The sequence below is a fragment of the Janthinobacterium leeuwenhoeki genome (genome assembly GCF_051380795.1).
Classification (GTDB): Bacteria; Pseudomonadota; Gammaproteobacteria; order Burkholderiales; family Burkholderiaceae_D; genus Janthinobacterium.
In genome coordinates, this window is sequence record NZ_JBNYXT010000006.1 from 187,855 (window position 1) to 206,973 (window position 19,119).

Consider the following 19,119-nt stretch of genomic DNA (forward strand, 5'->3'; position numbering starts at 1 on the left):
AGAAAGCCGTCGATGCAACGCTACACCACCACCGCCATCATCCTGCACTGGCTGACCGCCCTCCTGATCATCAGCGCCTTCGTCATGGGCCTGGTCATGGTCGATATTCCCGGCCTGACGCCCACCAAGCTAAAATATTTCTCCTGGCATAAATGGCTGGGCGTGACCGTGCTGGCCATCGCCGCCATCCGCCTGCTGTGGCGCAAGGCGAATGTACCGCCGCCGCACCCGGCCAGCATGGTTGTCTGGCAAAAGAAGGCGGCCGATGCCATGCACGTGCTGTTGTACATCCTGATCTTCGCCGTGCCCGTCTCCGGCTACCTGTACACCCTGGCTGCCGGCGTGCCGGTGATGTACCTTGGATTATTCCAGCTGCCCGTCATCATGGCGCCGAACCCGGAACTTAAGCCACTTTTAAAAGAGATTCATTATGTTCTGAACATGACGATGGCAGCCGCAGTGGCCGCCCATGTGCTGGCGGCGCTGAAGCACCAGTTCATCGACCGCGACGGCGTACTTAAACGCATGCTGCCTTAACGTCCCTTGCTCACTGAAACACAGGAAAAATAAGATGAAAAACACCCAACGCATCGTCCTCGCCTCCCTGCTGGGCCTATCCGTGGCCGCCACCGCCGCCACCCTGCTGAAAGTCGATCCCGCCAAGACCAGCGTGTCGGCCGTGTTCAAGCAAATGAACGTGCCCGTGGAAGCGAAGTTCAAGAAATTCAATATCGCCATCGATTACAACCCGGCCACGCCGGACGCCTCGAAGGCATCGGTGGAAATCGACACGGCCAGCATCGATATCGGCGACCCCGAGTACAACAAGGAAGTGGCCAAGAAAGAATGGTTTAACGCGGCCCAGTTCCCGAAAGCCACCTTTGTCTCGAGCAGCATCAAGGCCGCCGGTGCGGGCAAGCTGACGGTAAGCGGCAAGCTGAGCATCAAAGGCAAGACCACCGACGTGACCTTCCCCCTGACGGTGAAGTCCGATGGCGGCAAATATGCCTTCGACGGCGCCCTGCCGATCAAGCGACTGACCTACAACATCGGCGAAGGCGAGTGGAAAGACACGAGCATGGTTGCAGACGAGGTCACAATTAAATTCCACGTCTCAGCCCAATAATCGTTTTATTTCTCGTTGTTTAACTCTAGGAACTCAATGAAACTTTCGCACTTGATGATCGCCGTGCTGGCAGCCGCCGGCGCGGGTTCGGCCATGGCCGCCACCGACACCTACAACCTCGACCCGACGCACACCTTCCCCAGCTTTGAAGCCGATCACATGGGCATGTCCGTCTGGCGCGGCAAGTTCAACAAGACCAAGGGAACCGTAACCCTGGACCGTGCCGCCAAGAAAGGCAGCCTGGATCTCGTCATCGATGCCGATTCGATCGACTTCGGCCTGGACGCCATGAACACGCACGCGAAAAAAGCGGACATGTTCAACGTCGAGAAATTCCCGCAGATCACCTACAAGAGCACATCGTTCAAGTTCAACGGCGAGCAGCTGGTGGAAGTCGATGGCGAACTGACCCTGCTGGGCGTGACCAAGCCCGTCAAGCTGAACGTGAGCAAGTTCAAGTGCATCATGCACCCGCGCTACAAGCGCGAAGTGTGCGGCGCCGATGCCACGGCGGAATTCAAGCGCAGCGACTTTGGCCTGAACTACGGCATGCCGGCGTTCTCGCCGGAAGTCAAGCTGGCCATCCAGGTGGAAGCCATCAAGGCCGACTAAACACGACCGTGCCGCAGACAAGCCCGCCTCGCTGCCCGCAGCCAGGCGGGCTTTTGCATGCGCCACGCGAATCCGCTGGACTTTTCTATCGTGTGGCATCACTATCCATCGGCATGATGTTGTTCTGACATGGCACCCCACTCACCCATCGCGCGGAGGACTACATGAATTTCATTATCTGGATCGTTATTGGCGGCGTCATCGGCTGGCTGGCCAGCATGGTCATGAAAACGGATGCGCAACAGGGCATCTTCCTCAATATCGTCGTCGGCATCGTGGGCGCCTTCCTGGGCGGATGGCTGCTGGCGCCCCTGTTCGGCACGGGCACCATCAATAGCGACAATTTCAGCCTGTCTGCGTTGCTGGTCTCGTTCCTGGGCGCCGTGATCCTGCTGGGCATCGTGAATCTTTTGCGCCGCGGCAAGATACGCTAAGCAGGCAAAAAGCAGCGCAGAGCAAGTGGCCGGGCCGCGCAAGCGCCCGGCCATTTTTCATTGCTGCCAGAACAATTGTATGGACCATACCACAGCCTCGGCAGGGAAAAATGCGCATTGGCAGCCGGTTTCATCCCCTTCGCCGCCCAAAACCATGCCATTCAAGCAAGCACATGCGAACATGCTGCCCGGAAAATGTGATTGACTAGTGCGAGTTCGATACGGATACTCTAGGTCGCCCGCTGCACAATCAGCGGGTACTCCGCTGATTCCGACTTCCCTACAATGTAAAAGAACAGAACTCGAATGAAAAAATCTTTAATCGCGCTCGCCATCCTGAGCAATTTCGCACACGCCGACGAAGGCATGTGGATGCCCCAACAGCTGCCACAAGTAGCCAAGGAACTGAAAGCGGCCGGACTGAAACTCGATCCGACCAACCTGACCAAACTGACCGAGTTCCCGATGGGCGCCATCGTCAGTCTGGGCGGTTGCTCCGCCTCGTTTGTCTCGCCGCAAGGCCTGGTTGCCACCAACCACCATTGCGTCTACAACAGCGTGGCGGTCAATTCGACCAAAGAGCGCGATTTGCTGGCCAACGGCTTCCTGGCCAAGACTTTCGCTGAAGAATTGCCGGCCGCCCCAGGCAGCCGCATCTTCGTCACCTCGGCCGTGACCAATGTCAGCGACAAAATCATCAGCGCCGACGTGGCCAAGCTGCAAGGCAAGGCGCGCATCGACGCGATCGAGAAAAACCAGAAGAAACTGGTCGCCGAGTGCGAAAAAGAAGCCGGTTTCCGCTGCACCGTGTCGGCCTATTACGGCGGCCTGGAGTTCTACCTGATCAAGCAACTGGAAATCCGCGACGTGCGCCTGGTGCACGCGCCTCCAGCAGGCGTGGGCAAGTTCGGCGGCGACACCGACAACTGGATGTGGCCACGCCACACGGGCGACTACGGCTTCTACCGCGCCTATGTCAGCCGCGACGGCAAAGCTGCCGACTTCAGCAAGGACAACGTGCCTTACCAACCAAAACACGTGCTGAAACTGGCCAAGGATGGCTTGAAAGAAGGCGATTTCGTGATGGTCCTGGGCTACCCTGGCCGCACCAACCGTCACCGTTTGCCATCGGAAGTAGCGTACACGTTTGACTGGAACTACCCGGCATTCGTGAAAGCATCGGGCGAAACCCTGGCCATCATCGCGCGCGAAACCAAGGACAACAAGGATGTGGCCCTGAAATACGCGGGTCAAGTCGCTGGCGTGAACAATTACTACAAGAACCGCCAAGGCATGCTGGACTCCTACGCCGGCAGCGACTTCCTGGCGCGCAAGACGACGGAACACGATGCCCTGAAAGCGTGGGTCAACGCCACGCCAGCACGCAAGGCTGAATTTGCCGGCGATATCGAGCAAGTGGAAAAGCTGATCGCCGAACGCGATGCCGACACCAAGCGCGATTTCTTCCTGAGCTACGCACAGCCACGCCTGCTGAGCACGGCACGCAGCCTGTACCGTTTGTCGAACGAAAGCACCAAAGCCGATGCGGAACGCAAGTCCGGCTACCAGACGCGCGATTTGCCACGCCTGGAAGCGGGTATCACCTCGGTCGAGCGCACCTACGATGAAAAAGTCGACAAGGCACTGGTACTGAACAGCCTGAGCAAGTACGCCGCGCAACCGGCCGCACAGCGCCGCGCCAGCTTCGACGCCGCTATCGGCATCAAGGACGGCATGTCGCCGGCCGAGCTGTCCGCCGCCCTGGACAAACTGTATGCGGGCAGCAAGCTGGCCGACAAGGAAGAACGCGCAGCATGGCTGAAACGTACGCCAGCCGAGTTCCAGGCCAGCAAGGACAGCTTCATCCAGGCAGCCGTCGCCATGTACCCGGATTCGCTGAAAAACGAAGCGGAAGACGAAGAACTGGCAGGCAAGATCCAGCAAGCCTACGCCAACTACATGAAAGCAAAAATTGCCTTCATGAAGAGCAAGGGGCTAGCCGTCTACCCTGACGCCAACAGCACCTTGCGCGTAACGTTCGGCAAAGTTGCCGGCCGTGACCATGGCGCCGACGGCACCACCTGGACTGCCTTCACCACCGTCAATGGCGTCGCTGCCAAAGCCACGGGCGAAGGCGAGTTCAATGCACCTGCGAAACAACTTGCCGCGATCAAAGCCAAGGACTTCGGTAAATTCGTCGATCCCAAGCTGAAAACCGTGCCGGTCGACTACCTGGCCACTTTGGACATCACCGGCGGCAACTCCGGTTCGGCTGCCCTGAACGCAAAAGGCGAATTCATCGGCCTGGCCTTCGACGGCACCCTGGACTCGATCATTTCCGATTGGGACTACAACAAGGCCAACACCCGTTCGATCCAGGTCGACCTGCGCTACATGCTGTGGAACATGAAACACATCGACCACGCAGACAACCTGCTGAAAGAAATGGGCGCTGAATAACAAGAAGCAATAACCCGGCAACGGGCGCTTTAGCCTGAGCCACTCCTGCGGGAGTGGCTTTTTTTCGCCTAGCGTTTTACCTTGCTAAAGCGGTAAGGCACGGCTTGCTCCGCGCCAAACACTTGCGCGCGGCCACTTCCCAGCGGCAGCATGACCCGCCGGCCCTCCTGCAGCGGCAAGGCCAGGTCGGCGCCGGGAAAGCGCTGCGCCAGCGCAGGATAAGCGTGACGCGCGATGCCGGCGGCAGGAATCACGATGCGGTAGTCGCTATCGCCAAAATCCAGCAGCAGCGCGGCAAGCTCATCCGGCCCAGGCAGCGCCGTGATACGCAGGCGCGCGCCTCCCTTGACGAGTTCGAAGGCTGACCACAGGGGCAAACTGCGCTGCGTGGAGCCGATCTGCAGCAGCGGCGCCTGGCGCGCCTGCGCCGACGTCAGCAAGATGTCAGGCCGCTCTTCCGGCACGGCGCCATCGACGGCCAGCAGCCAGCCACGATAGCGTATCAGCGCGCCCTGCGCGGCAGCCGTGACGGATCCGCCCTGCGCCACCGGTCCCTTGCCTGCTGGCAAGCGCAACGGTGCCGCCTGCGCCGCCAGGCAAGCCCACCACGCCAGCGCCGCCAGCGCTGCCATCACTGCCTTGCCCATGCCGCCTCCCCTCGCGCGTGAAACGTATTCATAACACAAGTACTGCAGCAAGCCCTTGCGGCGCCTCAAGGCAGGAGCGCCGGTGCTACAATTGGCCCCTAGCGGGCGTACTTACCCAGCGCGCCTTCCCCCTCCCAGACTCAGACCGCTATGCCACCAGACTTGCGCACGACCTACGAACTCGGTAACCACAACCAGACCACTACCTGGCTGGAATGCATCACTTTCTATAAAGATCTCGCCGCACGCTATCCGCAGCTGCTGCACTTCGAACAGATCGGCCTGTCCGACTCGGGCGTACCCATCCACGCTGGCGTCGTCAGCGCGGACGGCGTGTTTGACCGCGAGCAAATTAAGCGCGCTGGCCGCACCGTGTTCTTCAACAATAACGGCATCCACCCGGGCGAACCGGAAGGCATCGACGCCTGCATGGCCATCGTGCGCGACCTCTGCACGCAACCGGAACGCCTGGCGGCGCTGGGCAGCACCGTGCTGCTGTTCATTCCGATCTACAACGTCGATGGCAGCCTGAACCGCGCTAATACCTCGCGCGTGAACCAGGATGGCCCGGAGCAATTCGGTTTCCGCGGCAACAGCCGCCACCTGGACTTGAACCGTGACTTCATCAAGTGCGACAGCCTGAACGCGCAAGTGTTCAACCGCCTGCTGGCCAGCTGGGACCCGGACGTGATGGTCGACACGCATACGTCGAACGGTGCCGACTATCCGTACACGATGACCCTGATCCACACGCAGACGGATAAGCTGGGCAATGGCCTGGGTCCCTTCCTGCAAGACACCATGCTGCCGCACATCTTTGCGCAGATGGAACAAGCTGGCTGGCCCACCTGCCCTTACGTCAATCCCGTCAAGGACAGCCCAGACCACGGCATCGCCGAATTCCTCGAAGTGCCCCGTTTCTCGACCGGTTTTGCGGCCCTGCATCACGTCATCGGCTTCATGCCGGAAACGCACATGCTCAAGCCCTTTGCCGACCGCTACGCTTCCATGCGCGCCCTGCTCGACATCACCATGGCGTTCACGGTGAAACATGGCGAGAAAATCCGCCAGCTGCGCGCGCAAGCCAAGGCTGCCGGACGCACGCAAGCCGAGTGGCCCATCCACTGGAGCATGAACGAAGAACAGCCGTCGACCTTCCCCTTCAAGGGCTATGCGGCGCAATACACGCCTAGTCTCCTGGGCAACTACCAGCGCCTGTCGTATGACCGCTCGCAGCCGTGGGAACGCGATATCACCTATTACAACCGCTTCGATGCGGACGTCACGGTAGCGGCGCCGAAAGCCTATATCGTGCCGCAAGCCTGGCGCGAAGTCATCGAGCGGCTGCGCTGGAACGGCGTCGAAATGAGCCGCATCACCACCGAACAGACGCTAACGGCGCGCTACTACCACATTGCCAACGTCGGTACGCGCGCCACGGCCTACGAAGGCCATATGTTCCACGACACGGTCGACGTCGAAGCGCGCACGGGCCAGTTCACCGTACAGGCGGGCGATTATGTCATCAGCCTGGAGCAGGACAAGGCCCGCTACGCCGTGGAAACGCTGGAGCCGCAGGCGCACGACAGCTTCTTCCGCTGGGGCTTCTTCAACAGCGTGCTGGAAAAGAAGGAAGCGTTTTCCGATTACGTATTCGAAGACATGGCCTCCGAACTGCTGCGCGATGAGCCGGCGCTGGCGGCCAAGTTTGCTGACTGGAAAGCTGCCAACCCAGCCTTGCTGAGCAATCAGGAAGCCGTACTCGATTTCATTTTTGAACACTGCCAGCGCTTTGCCGAGCCGGAATGGCGGCGCTACCCCGTCATTGCCCTGATGTAAATCAAGGCGGTAGCAACTGCAACATCCTGGCGCCGCAGCGGAGACCCCGGTGCGGCGCCTCTTTCTGTGCCCTGCCCACAAGGTAATCCCATGCACTACGCACTAAACCTGCGCACCTTCATTTACAGCCATTATTTTTACCTGGGCTTGCGCGTGGCCATCGGCCTGGTCGGCCTGGCCTTGCTGGTCCAGGAAATCAGCGACAGCGCCACCGCCATGACGGTGTGCATCGGCGCCCTGTGCACGACCCTGATGGACATGCCCAGCCCGCTGCGCCACAAATTCAACGAAATGCTGGCTTCCGTGCTGCTGTGCAGCGCCGTCACCTTACTCATCAGCCTGTGCGGGCCCGTGCAGTGGCTCCTGATGACGGTACTTGTGCTGGTGAGTTTCCTCGCCAGCATGATGGTGGTGTACGGCAAGAAATCCATGCCCTTGCAACTGGCCGCCCTGTTCATCATGACCATGTCGATGGAGCACCAGATGACGTGGCAGCAATCGTTCCACCACGCAGGCCTGTTCATGCTGGGTGGCTTGATCTATCTGACCTACGCCATGGCCATCGCCTGGGTCTTGCGCCACCGCATCAAACAGCAAGTGCTGGCCGAAGCCCTGTTCGAACTGGCCGCCTACATCGACATCAAGGCCGATTTCTACGACACGCGCTTCAATTTGACGGAGCAATTCAACAAGCTGGTGCGCCATCAAAGCATCCTGGCGGACCGCCAGCAGGCGTCGCGCGACCTGATTTTGCGCAGCCACAAGAACAGCAAGGACGCCATCGTCGTGCAAGTGCACGTGTGCATGCTGGATTTATATGAACTGATCCTCTCCACGCACACGGACTACGCGCTGCTGCGCCAGCACCTTGCCGACTCCGACGTCTTGAAATCCTTGCACGACCTCGCTTACAAGGCGGCGCGCGATATCGAAGCCGTGGCCTACGCCGTCACGCGCAAGCGCGCCTCGTATGCGCAGATCAACTATGACAAGGAATGGGCCGATATCGAAGCGGAGATTGCCTGCCTGCATGCGGAGGGAGACAAGGCGCAAGAAGCGCTGGCCACCTTGCGCGCACAGCGCAACAAGATCCGCGCCATTTTAAAAATGATAGCCGAGCTGCACCTGGCCACGCAAAAAATCTATGCCGACGTACCGTTCTGGAGCGGTGCGGACATGGCGCCCTTCTTGTCGCAGCAGAAATATGAACTGAAGACCCTGCTGTCGAATCTGCGCCTCGATTCGCCCGTGTTCCGCTTCGCCCTGCGCGTGTCGATGGCCATCTCGGTGGGATTGCTGATTGGCCACTGGCTGCCGTATGCGGCGCACAGCTACTGGATTGTGCTCACCATCGTCATCATCCTGCGCCCCACCTTCAGCATGACGCGCCAGCGCCGCGCCGACCGCATCATCGGCACCATCATCGGCTGCCTGGTCACGGCCATCGTGATCCGCTTCGTACACAGCAATATCGTGCTGATGGCCATACTCTTCCTCTCCATCGTCGCCACGCCCACCTTCATCTATTTGCGCTACCGCTACACGGCCATCGCCGTCAGCCTGATGATCTTGCTGCAAATGCACCTGGTGGCGCCCAGCAACCCCAACCTGGTCAGCGAACGCCTGATCGATACCCTCATCGGCGCGGCGGTGGCCACCGTGTTCAGCTTTGTGCTGGCCAACTGGGAATACCAGAGCCTGCCACGCCTGGTGCGCCAGGTGCTGAATGTGAACCTCAGCTATATGCAGGCCAGCTTTGCGCTGCTGCAAGGAAAATGTTTCGATGACTTCGCCTACCGCATCGAGCGCAAGCGCCTGATGGACAGCCTGGCCGCGCTCAGCTCGGCACTGGTGCGCATGCTCGATGAACCGGCCAGCAAGCAGCGGGCCGTGGAAGACATCAACCTGTTCATCGTGCAAAATTACTTGCTGGTGGCCCATGTGGCGGCCCTGCGCTCTATCCTGGGGCGCCACGCCAGCCAGCTGCCTGTCGCGCCCGTCAACGCCTTGCTCAGCCATAGCCATACGCAAGTGTGTTTGACCCTGTCGCGCGCGCTGGAGCAGCTCGACAACCAGGCCGCCATCAGCGCGCCGCTGGCTACCCCGCCCGCGCCGCCCGTCAGCGACGTGGCCTGGTCAGGCTGGCCGCTGGTCAAAAGACGCATCCGACTGTTGCAGGCAGATGCGGACAAGATCGTGATACATAGTGCGGCGATCGTGCACATCGTCTCACCGCGCAACTGACCTGTTTTTCAGCCGCTTTATGCAGGCTGGCCTGCCTGCGGCAGGCTACCAATCACTACTTCAGATACTGCTCAAACCAGCCGATGGTGCGTTTCTGCAAGTCGCGCTGGTGCTCGGGCTTGCGGAAAGAATGGCCTTCGCCGTCGTAGATGAACAGGCTGGACGGCACGCCCATGGCGCGCAAGCCGTGCCAGAATTCCAGCGACTGGGCGGCAGGCGTTTCCACGTCGCGTTCGCCCACATAGATCAGGGTCGGCGTCTTGGCCGCCTTGATCGATTCGATGGGCGAGGCACGGCGGTAGACCTCGGGCTTGTCATACGCGGAGGCGCCAAAGAAGGGGATCATCCACTGGTTGATGCCGTTCTGGCCGTAGTAACTGATCCAGTTCGACACGCCCGCACCCGCCACGGCCGCCTTGAAGCGGTCGCTGTGCGTGACGCCCCACATGGTCATGAAGCCACCGTACGAATGGCCGATCAGGCCCAGGCGCTGGCCGTCGACGGGCGCCACTTTTTCCACCGCATCGATGCCGGCCAGGATATCGCGCCAGTCGCCGCCACCGAAGTCAGCCATGTTGGCACGCGTAAATGCCTGGCCTTGGCCGAAGCTGCCGCGCGGATTCGGCAGGAAGACGAAATAGCCCTTTTGCGTCAATTCCTCGATCACGGTACCCGCTGCCACGTAACGGGGCGAGGCGGCTGCGCCTGGGCCGCCATGCACGTTGACGATCATCGGATAGCGCTTACCTGCATCCGTCTTCAGCGGTCCCAGCAGCCAGCCTTGCACCTTGTATTGCTCGTTGTTCCAGCCCACGTTCTGCACCGTCAGCTGCGGCGCAAAGCCGTCATTGTCGCGCGTGATCTTTTTCAGCTGGCCCACCGGTCCCGCCACCAGGTAGCTGGCGTGCGTAAAGTCTTCCTGTGCGGCGGCCGCCTGCCGGCCATCGGCGCTGAACGACAAACGGCCATCGCTGCCGCTGCTGCTGAGCTCACCGAGCAGCACAGCTTGGCGTGGGCCCGTTTGCGCATCGACAGGCACCAGCGCCAGCTGCGAATCGATCAGGGCCGTTGCCAGCAAGCCGGTGCCGCGCCAGACGACACCATTGAAGGTGCCGCGATAGTCGGGCGTGAGATTGCGCGGCGTGCCGCCGGCCAGCGATACGGTATAAATATCGCCGCCGATGGAGCCGAAATCGCTCATCAGGCCGCCGATGAAGACCACCGTCTTGCCATCCGGCGAGACGGAAGGCAAGTTCAGCTGCATGGCCGGTGACGCGATCACGCGCAGGGCGCCCGTGGCCGCATCGATATGACTGAGCTTGGCGACCCACCAGTTACTGTCGCCATTGCCTTGCGCGCTGGTGGCAACAAAGCCGCGGCCATCAGGCGTCCAGCTGTATTCGTACACATAGGTGTCGCTTGGTGACAGCAAACGCGCATCGCCGCCGCTGGCAGACACGACGGCGATGCGCTGGGCATCGTCTTCGCTGCCCACTTCGCCCACCTGGCGCGCACCCGCCTCCACGGCGCCGGCCAGCTTGCGCGCCCCCACCGTGGCGAGCAGGGCCAGCTGCTTGCCGTCCGGCGACCAGCGCGCCGTGCTGGCCACGCCTTTGATACTGGTCAACACGCGCGCTTGCACCTGTGTCATCGTGGCCAGGTACAGCTGCGCCGTGCCCGCCTTGGCGTCGTAGCCGATGAAGGCCAGCTGCCTGCCATCGGGCGACCAGCTGGGCTTATCGTACGAACACACGGTGCATGGATCGAATTGCTGCACGATGGCGCCGTTGGCGGCGTCGCGCACGACGATGACTGCATGCGGGCGCTGCGGCTGTTCGCCCGCCTTGCTCGATTCGATGGCGGCGATGCGCTGGCCATTGGCCGACAGGGCCACGGCGCGGTAATCACGCAATGCCGGCCCGGTTGCAGGGGCGGCCTGCGCCACGCTCCCAAGAAGGCTGCTTGCCAGCAAGCCGCAAGCGGCCAGATCAGTTATTTTCATCATGTAAATTCCGGTTAGAAATAAAAAAAACCGCCGGCAAGCGCGGCGGTTTGGAATGGAACAGACTGCATTAGCGGGTCTTCTTGCCCAGGTGCGAATGCCGCATGCTGTACAGGAAATAAATGGCTACCGTTACCGCCATCCACACGCTGAACACGACAAACGTCGTATGCGGCAAATCGCGCATGATGTACAGGCAAGCCAGTATGCTCAGGCCTGGAATCACGTACGGCCCGAACGGCACGCTGAAGCCTTCGATGCGATTGGCGCCCTGCTTGTGGCGCAGCACCGGCACGGCGATCGAGACCACCATGAAGGCTGTCAGGGTGCCGATGCTGACCATGTCCCACAGGTAAGTGGCATCGACGGAGCCAGCCACCAGGGCCACCACCAGGCAGACGATGATGGTATTGCTGACCGGCACCAGGGTGCGCGGGTGGATCTTCTGGAACGACTTCGGGATCAGGCCGTCACGGCTGACGGCAAACAGGATGCGCGTCTGGCCGTAGATCGTCACCAGGGTCACGCTGAAGACGGAAATGACGGCACCGGCCGACAGCACCAGCGCGGGCCAGGTCTTGCCCGTGACGTTTTGCAGGATCACCGCCAGGCCCGCTTCCTGGCCTTCGAACAATTTCGCCTGCTGCGCGCCCAGGGCCGCCACGGCCACCAGCAAATAAAACACGGTGACGATGAGCAGGGCGCCGAGTATGCCGCGCGGCACATTGCGCGTGGGGTTTTTTACTTCGTCGCCCGCGGTGGCCACCGTATCGAGGCCGATGAAGGAGAAGAAGACGGTACCGGCGGCCGCCGTGACACCCGTCATGCCGGCAAAGCCCTTGCTGTTATCGCTATTGAAGAAGGGGAAGAAATTGTCGGCGTTAAAACCGGAAAACGCGATGACGATGAAAAACACGAGGATCGCCAGCTTGATGATGACCATGATGGCGTTCATCAGAGCCGATTCCTTGGCGCCGCGCAGCAGCAAGAAGCCGCACATACAGATCAAAAAGATCGGCGGCAGGTTGATGTGGCCGGCATGAAACTCCATACCATGCGGGCCGGAAACGATCATCGGCGTGCGCAGCATCTCCGGAATATGCCAGCCGAAGGCATTTTCCAGGAAGTTGTTCAGGTAGGACGACCAGCCGATGGCCACGGCGCTGCCAGCCAAGCCGTATTCGAGCAGCAAGCAGGCAGCCATGATGAAGGCAAGGAACTCACCTACGGTGGCGTAAGCAAACGAATACGAGGAGCCGGAGGCGGGAATGCGGAACGACAATTCCGCATAGCACAAGGCCGTCAGGCCGGCCGTGATGGCGGCGATCAGGAACGACAGGACGACCGATGGGCCCGCCTTGGGCACGGCTTCGACCATGGTAAAGAAAATACCCGTGCCGATGGTGGCGCCGACGCCTATCATGGTGAGGGAAAAAAGGCCGATGGAGCGGCTCAAGCCACTACTGCTGAGGCCTTCAGCATAGTCGACCATAGTATCGATCGGCTTGGTGCGGCAAAGTTTCTGGACCAGGGTTTGGCTCACTCGACTTCCTTTATGAGGCACACGTATTTTCGCATGACGGGTAAAAACAAATAGCGCTCCGGCCCTACCTGGTAAAAAACCGGAAAGATCGCGCCCATTTTTAAAACTAAACGATTATAGGGCTTTCATCGGCTCAGCTAAATAGAACTTTGATGTAAGGAAACAACGCCAGGCGTGCGCCGCGCAATGCGCATAGGCGCTAGCGAGGCGCGGGATTGCCAACATGAAAGAAAAAGCGCGCCGCTGCAAGAGCAGGGGCGCGCTGTGGAGTTAGTTCAGTTCGGCTACTTTACTTCTTGCCGGGCGGAACATCGGCTGGTGGCCAGCCCGCTTCGTAGCCTTGCGGCACATCGTCGCGGCGCTCTTTCGGCGCCAGGCCCAGCGCGTAGTACAGCACCGTCAGCAGGATCAGCCAGGCTGGTCCCACCATCAGGGCGATGCGCGTATCGGGGAAATACGCCATCAGGCCGATCACCAGTGCCAGGAAAGCCAGCGAAATCCAGGAACCGTAGGGCGCGAACGGCATGCGGAAAGCCAGGTTCTTGATTTCCAGCGGCGTCAAGGTCTTGCGGAACTGGATCTGCGTGACCAGGATCACGCCCCAGGTCCAGACGGCGCCGAAGGTGGAAATCGAGGTGACCCAGATAAACACTTTTTCCGGCACCAGATAGTTCAGCAGCACGCCCAGCAGCAGGGCAAACACGGACACCAGGATGGCGCGGCGCGGCACGCCGGCAGCCGTGGTTTCCGCAAACGCCTTCGGCGCCTGGCCTTGCAGCGCCAGGTTGTACAGCATGCGACCGGTACTGAAGATACCGCCATTGCACGACGACAAGGCTGCCGTCAGCACAACGAAGTTGATGATGCCGGCGGCCGTCTTGATGCCCAGGCGCTCAAACGTCATGACGAAGGGGCTGCCGGTGGTGCCGATTTCATTCCATGGATAAATCGACAGGATGACGAACAGCGCGCCGACATAGAAAATCAGGATGCGCCAGAACACGGAATTAATGGCGTCGGGAATCGATTTCTTCGGATTCGCCGCTTCGCCAGCCGTCAGGCCGATCATTTCCACGCCCAGGTAGGCAAACATCACCATCTGTAACGACATCAGCACGCCTTGCGCGCCATTCGGGAAGAAACCACCATGCGTCCACAGGTTCGAGATGCCGATGGCCACGCCGTCGTTGCCGAAACCGAAGATGATCATGCCGGCGCCGCCGATAATCATCAGAATGATGGTGACCACCTTGATCAGGGCGAACCAGAACTCGAACTCACCGTAGGCTTTCACGGCTAGCAGATTGATGGCGCCCATGGACCCCAGAGCCGCCAGGGCCCAGATCCAGCGCGGCGTGTCGGGGAACCAGATGCCCATGTAGATGGCGACGGCGGTAATTTCCGCTACGCACGTGACCAGCCACAGGAACCAGTAGTTCCAGCCTGTCAGATAGCCTTGCAGGGGCCCCAGGTAATCCTGGGCATAGCGGCTGAACGACCCGGCCACCGGATTGTGCACGGCCATTTCACCCAGCGCGCGCATGATCATGAAGATGACTGCGCCACCGATGATGTACGACAACATGATGCCGGGACCGGCCATCTTGATCGCGTTGCCGGAACCCAAAAACAGCCCCACGCCAATCGCGGCGCCCAGCGCCATCAGGCGGATTTGCCGCTCGCCCAGGCCGCGGTGCAAGCCTTGTTCACTCGTTTTCATTACGTGTCTCCGTTTTTTTCTTGAATACACCGATCCCTCCACCCCAATGGCGGTTCCGCTCTTGCTGGAAAGGAGGAAAAGGCGCGCCGGCGGCAAGCGCCGGCATGCTCAGATGATCAGGCCAGTTCGGCGATCAGCTCGATCTCGACGCAAGCGCCCAGCGGGATTTGCGCCACGCCGAAGGCGGAGCGGGCATGCTTGCCGCTGTCGCCGAAGACTTCGACGAACAGTTCCGAGGCACCATTGGTCACCAGGTGCTGTTCCGTGAATGTGGAGGTGGAATTGACCAGGCTCATGACCTTGACGATGCGTTTGACCTTGCTCAAGTCGCCGCCGCACGCGTCTTGCAGGGTGGCGATCAGTTCGATGGCGATACCGCGCGCAGCGATCTTGCCTTCTTCCGTGGTGACATCCTTGCCCAGTTGACCGACCCAGACCTTGCCATCCTTCTTGGCCAGGTGGCCGGACAGAAAGACGGTGTTGCCTGTACGGGCATGCATCACGTAGGCGGCAGCTGGCGCGGCAACAACTGGCAGTTCGATGTTGAGGGCTTTGAGTTTTTCGTAAAACGACATGCTATTTCTCCAAGAAAACAATATAAGCGAAACCAAAATTCATGCACGGCAGGGCACGCAGGATGACGCCCTGGCAGCGCGGCAGTGACCGACGACAGTGCCAGATTAAACATCATCATATTGGTGAACCAGCAGTTTTAGTTCACAAATAGGCCCGGTTATTCAGTGGATTATACCGACAATCAAACAAAATTCAGCATCGGTTCATGAAGCATGCTCTACAGGCATCGAGCGTGACTTTTTTCATTCAATTGTCACTTTTACAATGTCAAGCCCTGCGGGTCAAGGTTTATCGCCGCCAAAAATGCCTGGTCGTGCGAAACCACAAGTAACGCCCCCTGATATTGCAGCAACATCTGCTCCAGCGCCTGCAGGCTGGCCAGGTCCAGATGATTGTCAGGTTCGTCGAGCAGCAACAGTTGCGGCGGCGCCTGCGCATACAGTTCGGCCGCCAGCGCCACCTTCATGCGCTCTCCGCCGCTGAGCAAACGACTGGGCATGGTGGCGCGCGCGCCGGCAATGCCCAGCAGCGCCAGCCGCGTGCGCAGCTCGCCTTCTGGCAGGATGCTGTTGCGTTCCTGCAAGCGCTGCACGGCGCTCCATTCGCCTTCTTGCAGTCCCGCATGCTGGTCCAGCCACGCCACCCGCGCATGGCACAGTACCTCGCCGCTGGCGGGCGCCAGCTGTCCGGCGATCACGCGCAGCAGGGTCGACTTGCCGCTGCCATTATTGCCCGTCACGGCCAGGCGGCGCGGTCCGTTCAGTACCAGCTTGATCGCTTGCACCTGGCCATGCGGCAAGACCAGTTCGCGCAATTCCAGCAGCAACTTGCCGTTCGGCACGGCGCTGTCAGGCGCCAGCAGCAGCCGCTCGGCCTCGGGTGCACAGCGGGCGCTGGCGTCCATCACCCTTTGCCGGCGCGCCTGCTGCGCCTCTTGCGCGCGCAGGCGCAGCTTGCCCTGGCTATCCTGGCTTTTCTCCTTTTTCGCATCGAGCAAGAGCTTGCTTTGATTGCCTTCGCGTCCGTCCCGTTCGCCGCGCATCACCCTTTTCTGCTGGCGTTCTGCTTGCTGCTGCGCCTCGCGCTGTTCGCGTCTGGCGCCAGCCTTTTCCGCCTGCAGGGCAGCGGCGTAGCTTGCCTGCTCCAGCGCGCGCTGCTGCGCATACATAGTGTAATTGCCGCCATAGCTGCGCAAGCCCTGCGACGACAACTCGGCGATGGCATCGACGTGCTCCAGCAAGCCGCGGTCATGGCTGACCAGCAGCAAGCCGCCCGGCCAGCGCGCCATCTGCGCCACCAGGCGGGCGCGCTGCTGCGCATCGAGATGGTTGCTCGGTTCATCGAGCACCAGCCAGTCCGCCTGCGACAGCCAGGCGCCTTGCAGGGCGATGCGCTGGCGCTCGCCACCGCTCAGGCTAGCCGTTGGCGTATCGGCATCCACATGGTGCAAATCGAGCGCATCGAGCGCCTGGCGCAGGCGGACGTGGGCATCCCAGCGTTCGCCCACCAGCGCGTAATCAGCCTCGTCCACGCGGCCTTCCCCGATGCGATCCAGCGCGGCCAGCAAAGCTGCCATGCCAGCGAGCGCCGCCACGCTGGGATAGTGTTGCGGATCGAGCTCCTGCGCCACGTAATGCACGCTGCCATCGCAGCGCACGACGCCGGAAGACGGCTGCGCCTGGCCCGCCAGCAGGCGCGCCAGCACGCTCTTGCCGACGCCGTTATCGCCGACGAGGCCGATACGTTGCGGGGAAAAAGAAAATTGCAAATCGGAAAACAGGGCGCGGCCATCGGGCAGCACATAGGAAAGACGGTCGAGTTGTAGTAATGCAGGCATGGATGCTCCTTGAGCAAGGCTGGCGAACCCGCGCGGCGCAAGGCGTCGTAGCGGGATGGGCGAGGCCGTGCACAGCACGGCAGTATCAATGGCGCATGTCGAAGCGTCCTGGAGAAATGGGGAAGGAGCGTCAGTGTAGCAGAGCGGGCTTGTCAGCGCTGGCCCAGGGTCGTGTCGCCGAACAGGTGCTTGAATTCGCGCGGCTGCGAACGCCAGTACTGCGGCGGCGCCTGCACTTGCGCGCCCAACTGGGCCGCCGCATGCCAGGGCCAGCGCGGGTCGAACAGGATGGCGCGCGCCAGCGCCACCATGTCGGACTGGCCGTTGGCAATGATGTCTTCGGCCTGCTGCGCCTCCGTGATCAAGCCCACGCTGATGGTCGGCAAGCCGCTGTCGCGCTTGATGCGTTCGGCAAACGCCACCTGGTAGCCGGGGCCCACGGGGATTTGCTGCTGCGGCGAAATCCCACCGCTGGAGACGTGGATAAAGTCAGCGCCCAGTTGCTGGAGTTCCTGCGCGAAACGCACACTTTGCTCGATTTCCCAGCCGCCCTCGACCCAGTCGGTGGCGGAGATGCGCACGCCCACGGCCACCGTGGCCGGCACGGCGGCGCGCACGGCTTCATAGACTTCCAGCGGAAAGCGCATGCGGTTTTCCAGGCTGCCGCCATACGCATCCGTGCGCTGATTCGACAGGGGCGATAGGAACTGGTGCAACAAATAACCGTGCGCCGCATGCAATTCGATGCCTTCGATGCCGAGCGCATGCACGCGCTGGGCGGCCGCGACAAAAGCGCCCTTGATTTGCAGCAAACCCATCTCGTCGAGGGCGATCGGCACGGTTTCCCCGGGCGCGTGGGCGATGGCCGATGGCGCCACCGTTTGCCAGCCGCCGTCGGCCAGGCGCACGCAGGCACCACCCTGCCAGGGCGCGCGGCTCGACGCCTTGCGTCCCGCATGGCCCAGCTGCACCACCAGCGGAATCGGCGCGTGGCGGCGGATAGCCTGCACCACGTGGGCCAGCGCAGCTTGATTCGCATCCGACCACAGGCCCAGGTCTTCGGCCGAGATGCGTCCCTCGGGCGAGACGGCCGTCGCTTCCGTCATCAGCAAGCCCGCGCCGGACAGGGCCAGGTGGCCCAGATGGATCATGTGCCAGTCGGTGGCGTTGCCGTTGTCGGCCGAGTACTGGCACATGGGCGCGATGGCGATGCGGTTGGCCACCTGCAGCGGCCCCAGTGCATACGGCGTGAATAGCTGGCTCATGGGGGACTCCGGAAAAGGGGAAGCACCGATTCTACTGTGCTTTGCAAAGCACGGCTTACACCTGCTTACGTTTGATACAGCGCAAGGGCTAGCCTTGGACAGGTGCGACCGCTAATCTGGACACATCAACAATACCCGCAGTACCACCCCAGGAGAACACATGAACACGACGACTACCGCCAGCCGCATCCACCCCTTGATGGCCGGCGCCGCCATTTCCGTGACGGTCCTGTGCCTGGTGGGCGCGGCGTCCATCGCCGGCATCCTGCCCAATTCGCGGGCGAACGTGCCTGCCATCCCTGCCGATGTGGCCGCCATGACGCCGGCCGGCACCAATGCCCTGGCGGCAGCGGTTGCCGCGCCTGTCGTCGCGCAAGCCGCCCCGGCACCGGCACCGGCACCTGTCGTGCGCAAGCGCGTCGTGCATCACACGCAAGTGGCGCAGGCGCGCCCCGCCTACAATGACAACAATGATGGCTACCGCGAGACAGCCTACCGCGAACCCGTACGCCAGCCGCAGCCAGTGCCTGCGCCGGCACCGGCACAACCGAACTACGTGGGCATCGGCACGGGCGCCGTCATCGGCGGCTTGATCGGCAACCAGGTAGGTGGCGGCCGCGGCAAGGCGCTGGCGACAGTGGCCGGCGTGATCGGCGGCGGCATGCTGGGTAATGCGCTACAAAATCAAGTGCAGCAACCACAGCGTTAATCAGTCTTACAACGCCTAACAAAACCGTAGCGAGCGGAAGGAAGTTGCGGTCGAGAAGCGCAACTGTACGAAGGTACAGTGAGCATCGCAGGCCGCAAATTACGA

The 19,119-nt window shown here is 61.3% G+C and carries 15 protein-coding genes; 8 read left to right on the plus strand and 7 right to left on the minus strand.

Features of this window, described 5'->3' with window-relative positions:
* The first annotated feature begins 12 nt into the window (after nt 1-12).
* From ACQ4WS_RS08035 to ACQ4WS_RS08055, 5 genes are all read left to right on the plus strand, one after another.
* Complete coding sequence (locus ACQ4WS_RS08035; RefSeq protein ID WP_436475193.1) at nt 13-537, plus strand: cytochrome b; 525 nt, start codon at nt 13-15, stop codon at nt 535-537.
* A gap of 34 nt (nt 538-571) precedes the next feature.
* Nucleotides 572-1,126 (plus strand): YceI family protein, encoded by a 555-nt coding sequence (locus ACQ4WS_RS08040; RefSeq protein WP_436475195.1) that lies wholly within the window; start codon nt 572-574, stop codon nt 1,124-1,126.
* A 36-nt stretch (nt 1,127-1,162) separates the two neighbouring features.
* Nucleotides 1,163-1,738 (plus strand): YceI family protein, encoded by a 576-nt coding sequence (locus tag ACQ4WS_RS08045; protein ID WP_436475197.1) that lies wholly within the window; start codon nt 1,163-1,165, stop codon nt 1,736-1,738.
* Nucleotides 1,739-1,902: 164 nt separating this feature from the next.
* A complete protein-coding gene (locus ACQ4WS_RS08050) occupies nt 1,903-2,172 on the plus strand; it encodes a GlsB/YeaQ/YmgE family stress response membrane protein (RefSeq protein WP_071321703.1) in 270 nt (89 codons plus the stop codon).
* 306 nt (nt 2,173-2,478) lie between these two features.
* On the plus strand, nt 2,479-4,632 hold the full coding sequence (locus ACQ4WS_RS08055; protein ID WP_436475199.1) for a S46 family peptidase: 2,154 nt from the start codon (nt 2,479-2,481) through the stop codon (nt 4,630-4,632).
* 68 nt (nt 4,633-4,700) lie between these two features.
* On the opposite strand, the gene ACQ4WS_RS08060 is transcribed toward ACQ4WS_RS08055, so the two are convergent.
* Entirely contained in the window at nt 4,701-5,279 is a 579-nt protein-coding gene (locus ACQ4WS_RS08060; RefSeq protein WP_436475201.1) for a hypothetical protein, read from the minus strand.
* Between the two features lie 150 nt (nt 5,280-5,429).
* Between ACQ4WS_RS08060 and ACQ4WS_RS08065 the strand changes: the two genes are divergently transcribed.
* Both ACQ4WS_RS08065 and ACQ4WS_RS08070 read left to right on the plus strand, forming a co-directional pair.
* Nucleotides 5,430-7,118, plus strand: a complete 1,689-nt coding sequence (locus ACQ4WS_RS08065; RefSeq protein ID WP_436475203.1) for a M14 family zinc carboxypeptidase — start codon at nt 5,430-5,432, stop codon at nt 7,116-7,118.
* A 90-nt stretch (nt 7,119-7,208) separates the two neighbouring features.
* On the plus strand, nt 7,209-9,362 hold the full coding sequence (locus ACQ4WS_RS08070; protein WP_436475205.1) for an FUSC family protein: 2,154 nt from the start codon (nt 7,209-7,211) through the stop codon (nt 9,360-9,362).
* Nucleotides 9,363-9,417: 55 nt separating this feature from the next.
* Here the strand turns inward: ACQ4WS_RS08070 and ACQ4WS_RS08075 are convergent, their stop codons facing one another.
* From ACQ4WS_RS08075 to ACQ4WS_RS08100, 6 genes are all read right to left on the minus strand, one after another.
* Nucleotides 9,418-11,367, minus strand: coding sequence for a S9 family peptidase (locus ACQ4WS_RS08075; RefSeq protein WP_436475207.1), 1,950 nt, complete (start codon nt 11,365-11,367; stop codon nt 9,418-9,420).
* Nucleotides 11,368-11,434: 67 nt separating this feature from the next.
* Nucleotides 11,435-12,907, minus strand: coding sequence for an amino acid permease (locus tag ACQ4WS_RS08080; RefSeq protein ID WP_436475209.1), 1,473 nt, complete (start codon nt 12,905-12,907; stop codon nt 11,435-11,437).
* A 289-nt stretch (nt 12,908-13,196) separates the two neighbouring features.
* Nucleotides 13,197-14,627 carry an amino acid permease gene (locus tag ACQ4WS_RS08085; RefSeq protein WP_436475211.1) on the minus strand — a complete coding sequence of 477 codons (1,431 nt, stop codon included), beginning with the start codon at nt 14,625-14,627 and terminating at the stop codon, nt 13,197-13,199.
* A 116-nt stretch (nt 14,628-14,743) separates the two neighbouring features.
* Entirely contained in the window at nt 14,744-15,202 is a 459-nt protein-coding gene (locus ACQ4WS_RS08090) for a RidA family protein (RefSeq protein WP_305054222.1), read from the minus strand.
* A gap of 260 nt (nt 15,203-15,462) precedes the next feature.
* Nucleotides 15,463-17,040 carry an ATP-binding cassette domain-containing protein gene (locus ACQ4WS_RS08095; protein WP_436475213.1) on the minus strand — a complete coding sequence of 526 codons (1,578 nt, stop codon included), beginning with the start codon at nt 17,038-17,040 and terminating at the stop codon, nt 15,463-15,465.
* A gap of 152 nt (nt 17,041-17,192) precedes the next feature.
* Nucleotides 17,193-18,305, minus strand: a complete 1,113-nt coding sequence (locus ACQ4WS_RS08100) for an NADH:flavin oxidoreductase/NADH oxidase (protein WP_436475215.1) — start codon at nt 18,303-18,305, stop codon at nt 17,193-17,195.
* A gap of 160 nt (nt 18,306-18,465) precedes the next feature.
* Here ACQ4WS_RS08100 and ACQ4WS_RS08105 point away from each other — a divergent pair, with 160 nt between their 5' ends.
* Nucleotides 18,466-19,014: a glycine zipper 2TM domain-containing protein gene (locus tag ACQ4WS_RS08105; protein WP_436475217.1), complete on the plus strand. Its 549-nt coding sequence runs from the start codon at nt 18,466-18,468 to the stop codon at nt 19,012-19,014.
* The last annotated feature ends 105 nt before the right edge of the window (nt 19,015-19,119 follow it).